We start from the raw sequence: 13,144 nt of genomic DNA, 5'->3' as shown, positions 1-13,144 counted from the left end.
AGTGATACCCTTCTCATTCCTCATGGCCGAACCTTCAAATACATTTCCGTTTTAAATTCAGGTTCATTTATACCAAAACCTGGTTTTGCTTTGACGGAAATATTCGCTTTTTTCATTGTAAGTGCAGTAGCCGGAGAATCCGGTCTCGCCACTTGAACTTCTTCTTCTGTTATTTTTACGACGAAATGTTCATATGTATCCTTATCTTCTATAGTACTGGCCACTTTTTTATAGTTACCATTATTATTTAAGCTAAAAATAGTCTCCAGATCTCTTACATCTGAAACGACCTGCTCCGCGATTTGAACCACTGTCAACGTCTCCTGATTATGCGCTGAAAATTTAGCTGACTGGGTAAAAATAGACATGAAAGTAAATAAAACTATCCCCAGTAGAGCAATTGCAGCCAGCAACTCCACCAGAGTCATGCCGTTTTCTTTAAATAATGCCTTTTTCATCTTCTACCTCCATAGCTGAATACCTTAATTAATTTACATTATTTAACTTTTTTATATGTTAATTAAATTAATTTCACCATAGCTTTCTGTATTTACTAGTTATTTCTATCCATCCTCAAACTTATTTTTTCAAGCGTAAAGAAATAAATAACAAAAACCGGAATCCAAGGATTCCGGCTGATTACTTGCTATTTAATCAGCTGCGCAGTTCCGCACCTGATTCTTTTAATGCTCCAACTACTTTTTCATGTACAGCTGTTACTTCTTCATCTGTAAGCGTCTTCTCCGGATCGAAGTATGTCAGTGAGAACGCCACTGATTTCTTGCCGGCTTCAAGATTATCGCCTTCATAAAGGTCGAATACACTAACCTCTTTCAATAGCTTACCGCCTGCAGATCGAATCAGTTTCTCGATTGTGCCGGCTTCGACGATTTTAGAGAGTACCAACGCAACGTCACGCGTAATTGACGGATAACGCGGCACTTGTGTATAGACCAAAGGCTCCGTTTGTTCTTTGAACAGCTCTGCCAGGTTCAATTCCATGACAATTGTCGTTTTCAGGTCACGTGCCTTCTGCTCATTCGGATGCAATTGGCCGATGATTCCGATACGGCGGCCATCAAGTGTGATGAAAGCCGTTCTTCCTGGATGCAGACCATCCATTTCACCGCGTTCAAATTCCAATTCAATATCCAGCTTAGCAGCTAAACCTTCTACAATTCCTTTCAGTACAAAGAAATCCACGGCTTTCTTCTCGCCTTGCCAGCTGTTGTCGAGCCATAAACCGGTGATTGCAGCTGCCAGGTGCTCTTCTTCATTTAACAGTTCATCATGGCCTTTCAGGAATACAGATCCTGTTTCATACAATGCCACGGAATCTGTGCGTCTTGCTGTATTATATGAAACCGACTCGAGCAGATGGGGCAGGATGCTCTGTCGCAATGTGCTGCGTTCTTCACTCATCGGCATCAATAGACGTGTCAATTCCGTTTGTTTCATTGCAAATTGAGTCGCTGATTTTTCAGAAGTCAGTGAGTAGGTTGTTGCCTGCAGCAAACCTGCACCTTCCATATAATTACGGACAATGCGGCGTTTCTGCTGATACGGTGACAAGCCTCCCGGAGTGGTCGCTGTTTCCGGCAATGTCGACGGAATTTCGTCGTAGCCGTAAAGGCGGGCGATTTCCTCTACAATGTCTTCTTCAATTTGGATGTCCTGTCTGCGTGTCGGTACAGAAATCATCAATTGATTGTTCATCGCTTCCGTCTTGAACTGCAGACGATTCAGAATGTCCAGCATATCGTCGAAACGGATTTTCATGCCAAGTCGGCTGTTAATGAAATCCGGGGACACATGGACGACTTTTTCTTCACGCTGCAATTTATCGAAAATGACCGAACCGGCAAGAACTTCTCCCCCTGCAAGTTCCGACAGTAATTGTGCTGCACGTTCTGCAGCAGGAATCACGCGGTTTGGATCCACACCTTTTTCATAGCGTGAACTCGCGTCACTGCGCAGGTTATGTTCTTTCGACGTCTGGCGGATCGAGCCGGATTCAAAATAAGCCGATTCAATTACGACCGTTTTAGTATTTTTGCTGACTTCTGAATTCGCACCACCCATGACTCCTGCAAGGGCCACTGGTTTTTCACCATTTGTAATAACCAGGTTGTTCAGCGAAAGCTTGCGTTCATTGCCATCAAGCGTCGTGATCAATTCATCTTTCTTGGCATGGCGAACCGTGATGTTGCCGGTTTCCAGCAAATCATAGTCGAATGCGTGCAACGGCTGGCCGTATTCCATCAGGACATAATTCGTCACATCGACCACGTTATTATGCGGACGGACGCCAGCCGCCATCAAACGCTGCTGCAGCCACATCGGAGATTCTTTCACTTCGATACCACGCACCACTTTAGCCACATACAGCGGATTGGCTTCCGGTGAGTCGATGTTCAATGTCAGCATGGACGAAGCCGTATCTTCCGCTTCCGTATAAGTGATTTCCGGCAGCTTCACTTCTTCTTCCAGAATCGCCCCTACTTCGTAGGCTACTCCCAGCATGCTCATCGCATCCGCGCGGTTTGGCGTCAGGCCAAGTTCAAGGACCGTATCATCCAAATCAAAATTCGTGATGACGTCTGAACCGACTTCCGCGTTTTCAGGCAATACATAAATCCCTTCCGCATATGCTTTCGGGACCAGTTTCCCTTCAATCCCCAGTTCCTGCAATGAACAAATCATCCCGTTCGATTCTTCACCGCGCAGTTTGGCTTTTTTGATTTTCATTCCACCTGGCAGACGTGCACCCGGACGGGCAACAATCACGTTCTGGCCAGCCGCAATATTCGGTGCGCCGCAGATGATCTGTGTTGTTTCTTCGCCGACGTTAACTTGGCAAATACTCAATTTATCCGCTTCAGGATGTTTTTCGCATGATTCCACGTATCCGACGACGATATTCGAAAGGCCTTCCGAACGGTCGATTACTGCATCGACTTCGATTCCGGCACGCGTTATTTTTTCGCCAAGTTCAGCCGGCGGCAAATCTTGTGTATTTACATAATCCTTCAACCATTTTATCGATACTAACATGTCATTTCCTCCTTAAACTTCCGTGCGTTGAAATTGGGATAAAAAGCGGACGTCATTTGTATAGAAATGACGGATGTCTTCTATGCCATATTTCAGCATCGCAATGCGTTCAGGTCCCATACCGAAAGCGAATCCGGTCAGGCGCTTCGAATCGTAGCCTGCCATTTCCAAAACATTCGGATGCACCATACCCGCTCCAAGAATTTCGATCCAGCCGGTTTTCTTGCAGACGTTGCAGCCTTCCCCACCGCATTTGAAGCAGGAGATATCCATTTCAACAGATGGTTCCGTGAACGGGAAGAAACTTGGACGAAGACGGATTTCACGGTCTTCCCCGAACATTTTCTTGGCGAATACAGAAAGCGTCCCTTTCAGGTCACTCATGCGGATATCTTCGCCGATGACCAATCCCTCAATTTGCGTGAACTGGTGTGAATGTGTCGCGTCATCGTTATCACGGCGATACACTTTACCCGGACAGATGATTTTGATCGGCTCTCCGCCTTTCGCCTCCATCGTACGCGCCTGCACAGGAGATGTATGTGTGCGCAAAAGAATATCTTCTGATATATAGAAGGAATCCTGCATATCACGCGCCGGATGCCCTTTCGGCAAATTCAACGCTTCGAAATTATAATAGTCCTTCTCGACTTCCGGGCCTTCTTCAATTTCATAGCCCATGGAAATGAAAAGATCTTCAATTTCTTCAATTACACGCGTCAACGGATGTGCGTTGCCCGATTTTACAGGACGTCCTGGCAGCGTGATGTCAATTGTTTCACTTTGCAGCTTTTCATTGATCGCCTGTTCCTCAAGAATCGCCATGCGCTCTTCCAGACGCGCCGTCACTTCTTCCCTTACCACGTTGACAAGCGCCCCCATCTTCGGGCGTTCTTCAGCAGGTAATTTACCCATGCCTTTAAGCAGATCCGTAATCGGACCTTTCTTGCCTAAATAGGCAACGCGGACAGCGTTCAGTTCTTTCACGTTTGATGCGGCAGCAATCTTATCAAGCGCCTGTGTTTTCAATTCATTCAATTGTGCTTCCATTTTTTTCTCCTCCTCTAAACATAAAAAAGCCCCGTCCCTGAAAAGGGACGAGGCATTATTCGCGGTACCACCCTAGTTATTGCACGTATGCAATCACTCATTTACGTAACGGCTCTTCACCGGCCCACCTTTACAGCAATATGCTGGTCCCGGCGGCAGCTCGCGGGGTGAACTTCCGAAACGTCTGCATATCCACGCTTTCAGTCAAGGCGCAAATTTCCTGTCGATGCAAATGGATTCCGTACTTTTCCCGGTCAATGCTTTTGTGTTTTATTTACCTGTTAATTATACGAAAGTTCCACTCTATTATCAACCTTAGTTCTTCGGAACGAGGCTGTACAATAAAATCCCTGTCGCCACTGCGACATTCAGCGACTCCGCGCTGCCGTATAACGGCACCATCAGATTCTGTTCCGTAAGCTGCAATAACTCAGGCGCAACTCCGCTTCCTTCGTTGCCGACGATCAATGCGAATTGCTCTTTTGTTTGGACTTCATGTACCGGAATAGCTCTTTGCAATGCCGTGCCGAACACAGAAATTCCTGCATTTTTCAGCTGCGGCACCCAATCTCCAAGCTCTCCGCGAACGACCGGAATCTGAAAATGCGAACCTTGTGCTGAACGGACCGTTTTCGGATTGAATGGATCTGCACAGCCTTTGCCAAGGATAACGGCATCAATGCCAGCAGCAGATGCTGTCCGGATCATCGTGCCGATATTGCCGGGGTCCTGGACAGCATCGATCAATAGGAGACGCGTCCAGCTCTGCTGATCCTCTTCGGTAAACTCGGGTTGCGCGCAATGAGCGAAAATCCCCTGCGAATGTTCCGTTTCCGAGATTTCCTTCGCAACCGCTGCAGTCACCGAATAGAGCGGTACGTTTTCAATAGCCCATGAGTCTGGAATATCCACGCCTTCACGGACAATCAATCCTTTGACGAGGTCTTTCTTTTTCAGGGATTCTTCCGTTAAATGAAATCCTTCCACAAGAAATTCCGAAAATTTATCGCGTTCCTTGCGGGTGGTGGTGAGTTTTTTCCAATGCTTCACCAATGAATTTTGCAGTGATTCGATTCGTTTCATAATTGTTCACGCCTTTAAGTCAGAATAGCTTTAGTATAGCACACCGTTGCCTTTTCTTTAGAGTTCCAGTGTGAAGAAATCAAAGCCAAGCGCTGTCAGGATGCCGAAAGCTAACGTCCAAACGGCAATGCTGATCGTCAGCCAGACGGTTGTATTTTTCTTCGTGGCACCAAGCGTCATTCCGATGAATGCCGCGATATGCGTCCCGATCAGAATCGGTCCAAGCAATGCCAGTCCCGGCAAACCGTATTTATTCCAGATGCGTTTGGCGCGTTCGCTTTTTTTATTTTGTGTCTTGCCTTTCTCTTCCTGGCGTTTATTGTACCAATCCTTGAAACGGTCGAAGCCGATGATCAGCGCAAGCACCGTCACCATATTCCCGACAAACGCCAGCAGCATCACCCAAAACGGCGACAGCCCCCAAACGATGCCGAGCGGAATGACCAACGCAATTTCAAGCCATGGAATTGCCGCCCCAAGAAAGACCAATGCATATTCATAAATCATTCCGTTTCCTCCTTAAAATGTTTGCGGACTTCTGCGTAGTAGATCCCGTATTGAGTGAATGCTAAACCGAGAATAGCATAAATGATAAGCAGACGTGGAATCGTAAATATAATCACAACCGTCGCAAGTGCCGGAAGTGCGAGCGAGTAAAAAGTGTAAACTTTCTGTACAGCCCGTCTCGTAATATAAGTCATCCCTTCGTCCGCTTCCAAGTACTCAGGCGGACGGATGGAAAACATCGATATTTTTTGTTGCGGGTTGTTCTTATTGTATTGCTTCACTTTTGACACGAAAATCGTTAAAACAATCAAGTACACGAATATGGCGCCGAATATAAGCGCGCTTTCAAATGGGCCAATTTGAACCGTAAGACTTGTTTCAGTTGCAGTATCGATAAACTCGGTTTTAGGCGAATTGATACCATATGCAAAAACTCCAAGCAATGCTATGAACCCCATCATCCATAACGGATAAGTCACTCTGATATCATTTTTCATCTTCTTTCTCCCCTTCCAGCCAAAATAATTCGTTGACATCCACCTGCAGCGCCTTTGCCAATTTTAATGACAATGTAATCGATGGTGAAAACTCCCCTTTTTCAATAAAAGCGATCGTCTGCCTTGTCACAACGACTTGTTTGCCTAAATCACTTTGTGTCAGGCTGTGGCGGGCCCGCATTTCCTTCACCCGATTTTTCAGCATCCGTTTCTTCCTTTCTGTAAAGATGTTCGGTTTATATTACATAATGTACAGTATACTTAACATTAAGTAAAGTATTGTTTACTTTTTTTGTTGGAGCGCTGAAAGCGATCCGCGCATTTTAAAAGAATGCGCGGATTTGGCGCATGCCTTCGGGTTTTGGGCTGTGTTTGGTTTTGGCGTTTTTTTGAAGCGGGACCAGCTTTTAACCCGATTCCGGCTGAAATACGTCATTTCATATGTTTCTCTAACATCAAAACCACTGATTGGATGCTTTTCGCGGGCGAAAAGCGACAAAAACGGCCAATTATATTTTCTATGATCACTTTCTGGACTTCTATGATCACTTATTTGATTCTATGATTACTCACAGGATTCTATGATCACTTTTTCGGGTTCTATGATCACTCAGGCAATTTTATGATCACTATTGGCGTTCTATGAGCACTCAACAAAAAAACCCCAGCCATACTCGGCCGGGGTCGCAATGTTTATTCGAATGTAATTTTCGCTACTGTGTCTTTGTCCAATTTCTTGATGACTTCGATGATCAGTTTGACTGCGTTTTCGTAGTCGTCGCGGTGAAGAATGCCGGCATGTGAGTGGATGTAGCGGGTTGCTACGCCAATCGACAGGGCTGGAACTCCGTTCGCCGTCAAGTGGATCGAGCCGGCGTCAGTGCCGCCGCCTGCAATCGTTTCGAATTGGTACGGGATACCCGCTTCTTCAGCCGTATCAACAACGAGTTCGCGTAAGCCGCGGTGAGATACCATGGAAGCGTCAAACAGAAGGATTTGTGGTCCGTCGCCCATTTTGCTGTTGGATTCCTGAGCTGTGATGCCAGGAGTATCGCCGGCGATGCCCACGTCCACTGCAAATCCGATATCCGGCTGGATTTTCGCTGTGGCTGTTTTCGCGCCGCGAAGTCCAACTTCTTCCTGGACTGTTCCTACGCCATAAACGACGTTCGGGTGGTCCTGGCCTTTAAGGCCTTTCAATACATCGATTGCGATTGCGCAGCCGATGCGGTTGTCCCAAGCTTTCGCCAATAGGAATTTTTCGTTTGTCATAGCCTGGAATTCGAAATAAGGTGTCACCATATCGCCTGGTGTAATGCCCCATTCTTTTACTTCGTCGCGGGAAGATGCACCGATATCAATGAACATGTCTTTGATTTCAACAGGTTTTTTGCGTGCTTCAGGAGACAGGATATGCGGTGGTTTAGAACCGATGACACCTGTGATTTCCTTGCCGCTGCGTGTAGTGATGGTTACGCGCTGTGCCAGCATAACCTGGTTCCACCATCCGCCGACAGTCTGGAATTTAAGGAATCCTTTATCGTCGATCTGTGAAATCATGAAGCCTACTTCATCCAGGTGGCCGGCTACCATGATTTTCGGTCCGTCAGCTTGCCCTTCTTTTTTAGCGATCAGGCTTCCCAGCCCGTCCGTTTCAATTGAGTCGGCAAAAGGCGCTATGTATTTCTTCATGACTTCGCGCGATTGGCGTTCATTGCCTGGAATACCGTTTGCATCAGTCAAATCTTTCAACATTTGAAGCGTTTCGTCTAATTTTACCATTTATTTCGACCTCCTAAATAGTCTCACTTGTCCATTATAAATGAACCTGCGTTTATTTTCAAAAAATTCATCTAATGGATTAATAGCCATCTTTTTGGCGGTCGTAATTCTTCTGGTTTTTCGCTATATAAGCATCCAAGACTTCTTCATAGCTGAATCCCAGTATGTCGGCAATATTGCCGTAGCAGCTCCAAACCCGCTGGTAAGTCGACATTGAATGTTTCTCCAGAAACTCCAATATGCTTTGGTTCGTCTTCAGAAAGACTGTAGTCAGATCTTCTTCCAGCAACGGATCCGGCCACTCCTTCAGCATATTCAGATCTTTTTCGATTCCGAGGGACAATAAAAAATGGATGGAATCCACATATTCTTCCAATATCACTTCACGTTCCGAGGGGCCCTTTGCGCTCCAGAATTTGAAGGTGCGGGTTTCGTTCGCCAGCTCTGCCAGTTCGACGATGAGGGCCAGCCCTTTTTTCTCGAAGAGGTCACCATCAGCTGAGTTGTTCGTCTGGATGTAACGGTCCAATTCTTCCTGCATGCTGAATAATTTCTCTAAATTCATAAGAATCCTCCTTTTTTTCAATAAATCTTGAAACCATAATTCTTTATGTCCGTATTATACATGACAACCACTTTTGCAAGGGGGTATTCTGCATGGCCATCATTATCCGTTTCATTGTAATTGCATTAATTATATATCTATTCTACCGTTTGTTGCGCTATGTATTCGACCCGAAACGAAAATTCGATGCGGCAGTCGAAAGTAAATCGTATTACTTCTTTGACGATATACAGAATGTCCGCAAAAATTTTTTTATTACATTGCGCGGCGCCATCTTTGAAGGTGAAAAATACCTGGGAACCACAGACGATGCTTTTGAAGTGGTTTCAATATTCATTTGGGCAGAAGATCCCACACAGCTCCAGGGATTTACGAAAGAGGATTTCCATTTTCTCGAAAAAGAAATCCGCATGAACTACCCGAATGCTGCGATCAACTGGAAAAATCCGATTGAGCAATTGATGAAAAGTGAAACCGGCGCTTAACGCAATCCGAATTCCGTGTAAAGCCAAACGAGCAGCGCTGCCTGAAGCAATGCCAGCATAAGGAAACCGATCCGGAAATTCGTATGCTTTGTTTTATGGCGGAAAGCCATCATGCCCATATAAGCGCCGATGCCGCCGCCGAACAAAGCGACTCTCCACAGATTCTTCTCTGGAATCCGCTGGCCACGCTTCTGCGCCTGCCGTTTATCAATTTTCATCATTATGAGAGCCATCAGGGACAGGATAGCGATATAAGCGGAAATCACAATAAACATTTACTATTCCTCCATGAAAAAAGACTGGCGAATGATCGCCAGTCTTTTTTGTGCATTATCTTATTTGTTCAATGCTTTTTTAGCTTGGTCAGCCAGTGCTGTGAATGCAGCTGCATCAGATACAGCGATTTCAGCTAGCATTTTGCGGTTGATGTCGATGCCGGCAACTTTCAAACCGTTCATTAGACGGCTGTAAGAGATGTCGTTCAAACGAGCTGCTGCGTTGATACGAGTGATCCACAATCTGCGGAAGTCACGTTTTTTGTTGCGACGGTCACGGTAAGCATAGTTACCTGACTTCATCACCTGTTGGTTTGCTACTTTGAAAAGGATGTGCTTCGCACCATAATAACCTTTTGCTAATTTAATGACCTTTTTACGACGCTGGCGCGTCACTGTTCCACCTTTTACGCGTGGCATAATACATTACCTCCTGCTTGAATATAAAGAATTCGATTTTTTGTTAAGTCTTACTTCATGTTATAAATAAGTGATTTAATGCGTTTCAAATCGCCTGAAGATACGAGTTTCCCTTTACGGAGTTTACGTTTTTGCTTAGTCGATTTGTTTGCAAATAAGTGGCTTGTGTGTGAACGATTGCGTTTTACTTTACCTGTTCCAGTTTTCTTGAAACGTTTTGACGCACCGCTATGGCTTTTCATTTTCGGCATTTCGAGTTCCTCCTAAACAATTGTACTGTTATTCTTTTTCGTTGACTGGAGCCAGCATCAAGAACATGCTGCGTCCGTCCATTTTAGGGCGCTGTTCAACCGTCGCAACTTCTTTGCACGCTTCAGCGAAGCGTTCAAGTACACGTTGTCCGATTTCTTTGTGCGTGATCGCACGGCCTTTAAAACGGATTGAAGCTTTGACTTTGTCGCCTTTTTCAAGGAACTTGATTGCGTTCCGAAGTTTCGTGTTGAAGTCGTGATCGTCGATTCCAGGGCTCAAACGAACCTCTTTCACTACGATGACTTTCTGATTCTTGCGAATCTCACGTTCCTTCTTCTGCTGTTCAAACTTGAACTTACCATGGTCCATGATGCGGGCAACCGGCGGCTTAGCTTGAGGAGCCACAAGAACCAGATCCAAGTTGACACGACCTGCAATTTCTAGGGCTTCGTTGCGCGTTTTAATGCCGAGCTGTTCACCGTTTTGATCAATAACCCGTAATTCCCGTGCACGAATGCCTTCGTTTACATTACTGTCTTTGCTAATAATAATCCACCTCCGGATAGTGTTGCGAATAGCTTAAAATGCGTAACCGACCACGTCGGCTTACAGGTTCCGATCCAAAGAAAAAGCGGATGGACCTCGTTCGGCCCACCCGCAATTTATGACAGCACGCCTCGGCGTGCAAAAAGTCAAATCGTGTCTACCTGCCAACAATTGGTCGATCAGGTGAGAAGCGGGTGCTCCTGCTTGCACATATAAGTATTCTATAACCTTAACTATAATACCACGCACCTGTAGGCGTGTCAACTTGTTTATCAATATAGGTTTCCAGCATAGCCGATATTCCGCAAAACAGCTACGAAGACATTAGCCGACGCATGCGAGGCTAAGTCTTTGCGACGAAGCAGCGAAGCGATGCAGGAGCACGGTTTTTACACCTAGCTAACTTAGTATACCAATCGAGTGGATTTCGCCCTTCGTCGAAACTGAGTTGAAAAGCCAACTCAATTTCTGCTCCCCATGGCGTCTTCGCTGTTTTGCTTCATATCTTTAGAGGCACATCTCAGCAAAGGCGCGGTTCAGGAGCAGGCGAATGCCGACTGGAGCAATAAGACGAGTGGTCTTCTCGGCTTATTGCGGGAAGCTTGTCCATAGCGCCGAAGCGGTATACCTAGCATTTCTCTAATCCAGACCTATCGAAGTTCCCCTCGGATCATCGACAGGAAGTCATCGAACGGCATGCTTTCCGATTTCTGTTCACCGTATTTACGGACGTTGACAGAACCGTCTTCCAGCTCCTTATCTCCCAGAACGAGCATATAAGGAACTTTCTGCATTTGCGCTTCGCGGATCTTGTAGCCCAGTTTCTCATCGCGTCCATCAATATCGACACGCAGTTTATGAGCCTGCAGTTTTTCCTGCACTTCATTCGCATAATCGCTATGGACATCGAGAGATACCGGTATGATTTCCACTTGCACCGGCGCCAGCCAAGTCGGGAAAGCACCTTTGTATTCTTCGATCAGGAATGCGACAAATCGTTCCATTGTTGAAACGACACCGCGGTGGATGACAACCGGACGATGCTGTTTGCCATCTTCTCCGATATAGGAAAGGTCGAAACGCTCAGGCAACAGGAAATCAAGCTGTACAGTAGAAAGAGTCTCTTCTTTACCAAGCGCAGTTTTCACCTGTACATCCAATTTCGGGCCGTAGAATGCCGCTTCCCCTTCCGCTTCCACATAATCCAATCCCATTTCATCCATCGCTTCCTTAAGCATGGATTGTGCGCGTTCCCACATTGCATCGTCATCGAAGTATTTTTCTTTGTCTTCAGGATCACGATATGACACACGGAATGAATAATCCTTGATGTCGAAATCTTTATAGACTTCCACAACTAAATTGACCACGCGTTTGAATTCGTCTTTGATCTGATCTGGTCTTACGAATAAATGTGCATCGTTCAAAGTCATGCCGCGGACGCGCTGCAAGCCTGATAATGCGCCGGACATTTCGTAACGGTGCATAAGCCCAAGTTCTGCGATGCGGACCGGCATCTGGCGGTAGGAGTGGATGCCCTGTTTGAAAATCATCATGTGATGCGGGCAGTTCATCGGACGAAGAACCAGATCTTCATTATCCATGCTCATGACCGGGAACATGTCTTCCTGGTAATGATCCCAGTGTCCGCTTGTCTTATAAAGGTCAACGCTGCCCAGAACCGGAGTGTAGACGTGGTCATAGCCTAGACGTTCTTCTTTATCAACGATATAGCGCTCGATGATGCGACGGATTGTCGCGCCTTTTGGCAGCCACATCGGCAGCCCCTGCCCAACTTTCTGAGAATTCATGAACAGGTTCAGTTCTTTGCCGATTTTACGGTGATCGCGTTCTTTCGCTTCTTCCAGCATTTCAAGATGCGCTTTCAGGTCTTCTTTTTTGAAGAACGCAGTACCGTAAATGCGCTGCAGCATTTTATTGTCGCTGTCGCCTCTCCAATATGCACCGGCAACGCTCAGCAATTTGAATTCTTTCAGTTTGCCTGTTGCAGGAACGTGAATGCCGCGGCAAAGATCGAAAAACTCGCCTTGCTCATAAATTGTAACCTGCTCGTCTTCCGGAATTGCTTCAAGCAGCTCCAGCTTGTATGGATCTTCGATCGCTGCGAAACGTTCCTGCGCTTCTCCGCGGGAAACACTGTGACAGACGATTTCAAGGTTTTCACCGATGATTTTCTTCATTTCCTTCTCGATTTTCGGAAGGTCTTCTGAAGTGATCGCCGATTCTGTATCGATGTCATAATAGAAACCATTTTCGATCACCGGGCCTACGCCAAGCTTCGCGTCCGGATAAAGGCGTTTAACCGCCTGGGCCAATAAATGCGCTGAACTGTGGCGGAGAATTTCAAGTGCCTCATCCGATTCCGCTGTGATGATCGCAATGTCCCCGTCTTCGTTAAGCGGCGCTTTCAAATCAACAAGGCGGTCGCCAAGTTTTCCGGCCAGCGCTTTTTTGCGAAGTCCCGGGCTGATTGACTGGGCCACGTCTTCTGTTGTTGTGCCCCGTTCGAATTCTTTTACGGCCCCGTCCGGGAATTTCAATTTGATCATGTCTGACATAGCAATCTCTCCTTTTGAGTTTCATCTTTTTCCATGATGCACTGCAGAA

Annotated in this window: 15 protein-coding genes and 1 other annotated feature; of the genes, 1 reads left to right on the top strand and 14 read right to left on the bottom strand. The window is 46.2% G+C overall.

Annotation, left to right across the window (positions count from 1 at the left end; translation table 11 throughout):
- Positions 1 to 20 precede the first annotated feature (20 nt).
- From CXF70_RS04870 to CXF70_RS04830, 9 genes are all read right to left on the bottom strand, one after another.
- Entirely contained in the window at positions 21 to 458 is a 438-nt protein-coding gene (locus tag CXF70_RS04870; protein WP_101801733.1) for a type IV pilus modification PilV family protein, read from the bottom strand.
- Positions 459 to 654: 196 nt separating this feature from the next.
- A complete protein-coding gene (gene pheT, locus CXF70_RS04865) occupies positions 655 to 3,054 on the bottom strand; it encodes a phenylalanine--tRNA ligase subunit beta (protein ID WP_101801732.1) in 2,400 nt (799 codons plus the stop codon).
- A gap of 12 nt (positions 3,055 to 3,066) precedes the next feature.
- A complete protein-coding gene (gene pheS / locus CXF70_RS04860; protein ID WP_101801731.1) occupies positions 3,067 to 4,104 on the bottom strand; it encodes a phenylalanine--tRNA ligase subunit alpha in 1,038 nt (345 codons plus the stop codon).
- 40 nt (positions 4,105 to 4,144) lie between these two features.
- Positions 4,145 to 4,371: a binding site (T-box leader), on the bottom strand.
- A 48-nt stretch (positions 4,372 to 4,419) separates the two neighbouring features.
- Positions 4,420 to 5,187, bottom strand: coding sequence for a TrmH family RNA methyltransferase (locus CXF70_RS04855; protein WP_101801730.1), 768 nt, complete (start codon positions 5,185 to 5,187; stop codon positions 4,420 to 4,422).
- A gap of 57 nt (positions 5,188 to 5,244) precedes the next feature.
- Positions 5,245 to 5,694, bottom strand: a complete 450-nt coding sequence (locus CXF70_RS04850; protein WP_101801729.1) for a small multi-drug export protein — start codon at positions 5,692 to 5,694, stop codon at positions 5,245 to 5,247.
- Positions 5,691 to 6,191 carry a hypothetical protein gene (locus CXF70_RS04845; RefSeq protein WP_101801728.1) on the bottom strand — a complete coding sequence of 167 codons (501 nt, stop codon included), beginning with the start codon at positions 6,189 to 6,191 and terminating at the stop codon, positions 5,691 to 5,693. Before CXF70_RS04845 ends, CXF70_RS04850 begins: the two co-directional genes overlap by 4 nt.
- Positions 6,181 to 6,396, bottom strand: a complete 216-nt coding sequence (locus tag CXF70_RS04840) for a helix-turn-helix transcriptional regulator (RefSeq protein ID WP_101801727.1) — start codon at positions 6,394 to 6,396, stop codon at positions 6,181 to 6,183. The genes CXF70_RS04845 and CXF70_RS04840 overlap by 11 nt, the downstream gene beginning before the upstream one ends.
- A 488-nt stretch (positions 6,397 to 6,884) precedes the next feature.
- On the bottom strand, positions 6,885 to 7,973 hold the full coding sequence (locus CXF70_RS04835) for a M42 family metallopeptidase (RefSeq protein WP_101801726.1): 1,089 nt from the start codon (positions 7,971 to 7,973) through the stop codon (positions 6,885 to 6,887).
- A gap of 79 nt (positions 7,974 to 8,052) precedes the next feature.
- Positions 8,053 to 8,538, bottom strand: coding sequence for a dUTP diphosphatase (locus CXF70_RS04830; protein ID WP_101801725.1), 486 nt, complete (start codon positions 8,536 to 8,538; stop codon positions 8,053 to 8,055).
- Positions 8,539 to 8,630: 92 nt separating this feature from the next.
- On the opposite strand from CXF70_RS04830, the gene CXF70_RS04825 reads away from it, so the two are divergent.
- Positions 8,631 to 9,023, top strand: a complete 393-nt coding sequence (locus CXF70_RS04825) for a sigma-w pathway protein ysdB (RefSeq protein WP_101801724.1) — start codon at positions 8,631 to 8,633, stop codon at positions 9,021 to 9,023.
- On the opposite strand, the gene CXF70_RS04820 is transcribed toward CXF70_RS04825, so the two are convergent.
- From CXF70_RS04820 to thrS, 5 genes are all read right to left on the bottom strand, one after another.
- Positions 9,020 to 9,298, bottom strand: coding sequence for a DUF1294 domain-containing protein (locus tag CXF70_RS04820; protein ID WP_101801723.1), 279 nt, complete (start codon positions 9,296 to 9,298; stop codon positions 9,020 to 9,022). The genes CXF70_RS04825 and CXF70_RS04820 overlap by 4 nt on opposite strands.
- 60 nt (positions 9,299 to 9,358) lie before the next feature.
- A complete protein-coding gene (gene rplT, locus CXF70_RS04815) occupies positions 9,359 to 9,718 on the bottom strand; it encodes a 50S ribosomal protein L20 (protein WP_084246433.1) in 360 nt (119 codons plus the stop codon).
- A gap of 50 nt (positions 9,719 to 9,768) precedes the next feature.
- The gene (gene rpmI, locus CXF70_RS04810) at positions 9,769 to 9,969 is read right to left on the bottom strand and encodes a 50S ribosomal protein L35 (protein WP_084246435.1); all 201 of its coding nucleotides are present in this window, start codon (positions 9,967 to 9,969) and stop codon (positions 9,769 to 9,771) included.
- A 28-nt stretch (positions 9,970 to 9,997) separates the two neighbouring features.
- Positions 9,998 to 10,519, bottom strand: coding sequence for a translation initiation factor IF-3 (gene infC / locus CXF70_RS04805; RefSeq protein ID WP_218673378.1), 522 nt, complete (start codon positions 10,517 to 10,519; stop codon positions 9,998 to 10,000).
- A 647-nt stretch (positions 10,520 to 11,166) separates the two neighbouring features.
- Complete coding sequence (thrS, locus tag CXF70_RS04800; RefSeq protein WP_101801722.1) at positions 11,167 to 13,095, bottom strand: threonine--tRNA ligase; 1,929 nt, start codon at positions 13,093 to 13,095, stop codon at positions 11,167 to 11,169.
- Positions 13,096 to 13,144 lie beyond the last annotated feature (49 nt).

Origin of the sequence: Planomicrobium sp. MB-3u-38 (assembly GCF_002836425.1) — a bacterium.
Lineage (GTDB): Bacteria > Bacillota > Bacilli > Bacillales_A > Planococcaceae > Planococcus > Planococcus okeanokoites.
The sequence above is the reverse complement of the archived record's forward strand: the minus strand, read 5'-3'. Positions and strand labels throughout refer to the sequence as shown.

Bases quoted from the DNA above. Each gene is read 5' to 3' on its own strand.
- CXF70_RS04840 (WP_101801727.1), bottom strand. From the start codon at position 6,396: ATGCTGAAAAATCGGGTGAAGGAAATGCGGGCCCGCCACAGCCTGACA.
- CXF70_RS04820 (WP_101801723.1), bottom strand. From the start codon at position 9,298: ATGTTTATTGTGATTTCCGCTTATATCGCTATCCTGTCCCTGATGGCT.
- pheT (WP_101801732.1), bottom strand. From the start codon at position 3,054: ATGTTAGTATCGATAAAATGGTTGAAGGATTATGTAAATACACAAGAT.
- rpmI (WP_084246435.1), bottom strand. From the start codon at position 9,969: ATGCCGAAAATGAAAAGCCATAGCGGTGCGTCAAAACGTTTCAAGAAA.
- rplT (WP_084246433.1), bottom strand. From the start codon at position 9,718: ATGCCACGCGTAAAAGGTGGAACAGTGACGCGCCAGCGTCGTAAAAAG.
- CXF70_RS04845 (WP_101801728.1), bottom strand. From the start codon at position 6,191: ATGAAAAATGATATCAGAGTGACTTATCCGTTATGGATGATGGGGTTC.
- CXF70_RS04825 (WP_101801724.1), top strand. From the start codon at position 8,631: ATGGCCATCATTATCCGTTTCATTGTAATTGCATTAATTATATATCTA.
- CXF70_RS04835 (WP_101801726.1), bottom strand. From the start codon at position 7,973: ATGGTAAAATTAGACGAAACGCTTCAAATGTTGAAAGATTTGACTGAT.
- CXF70_RS04830 (WP_101801725.1), bottom strand. From the start codon at position 8,538: ATGAATTTAGAGAAATTATTCAGCATGCAGGAAGAATTGGACCGTTAC.
- pheS (WP_101801731.1), bottom strand. From the start codon at position 4,104: ATGGAAGCACAATTGAATGAATTGAAAACACAGGCGCTTGATAAGATT.
- CXF70_RS04870 (WP_101801733.1), bottom strand. From the start codon at position 458: ATGAAAAAGGCATTATTTAAAGAAAACGGCATGACTCTGGTGGAGTTG.
- CXF70_RS04855 (WP_101801730.1), bottom strand. From the start codon at position 5,187: ATGAAACGAATCGAATCACTGCAAAATTCATTGGTGAAGCATTGGAAA.
- CXF70_RS04850 (WP_101801729.1), bottom strand. From the start codon at position 5,694: ATGATTTATGAATATGCATTGGTCTTTCTTGGGGCGGCAATTCCATGG.
- thrS (WP_101801722.1), bottom strand. From the start codon at position 13,095: ATGTCAGACATGATCAAATTGAAATTCCCGGACGGGGCCGTAAAAGAA.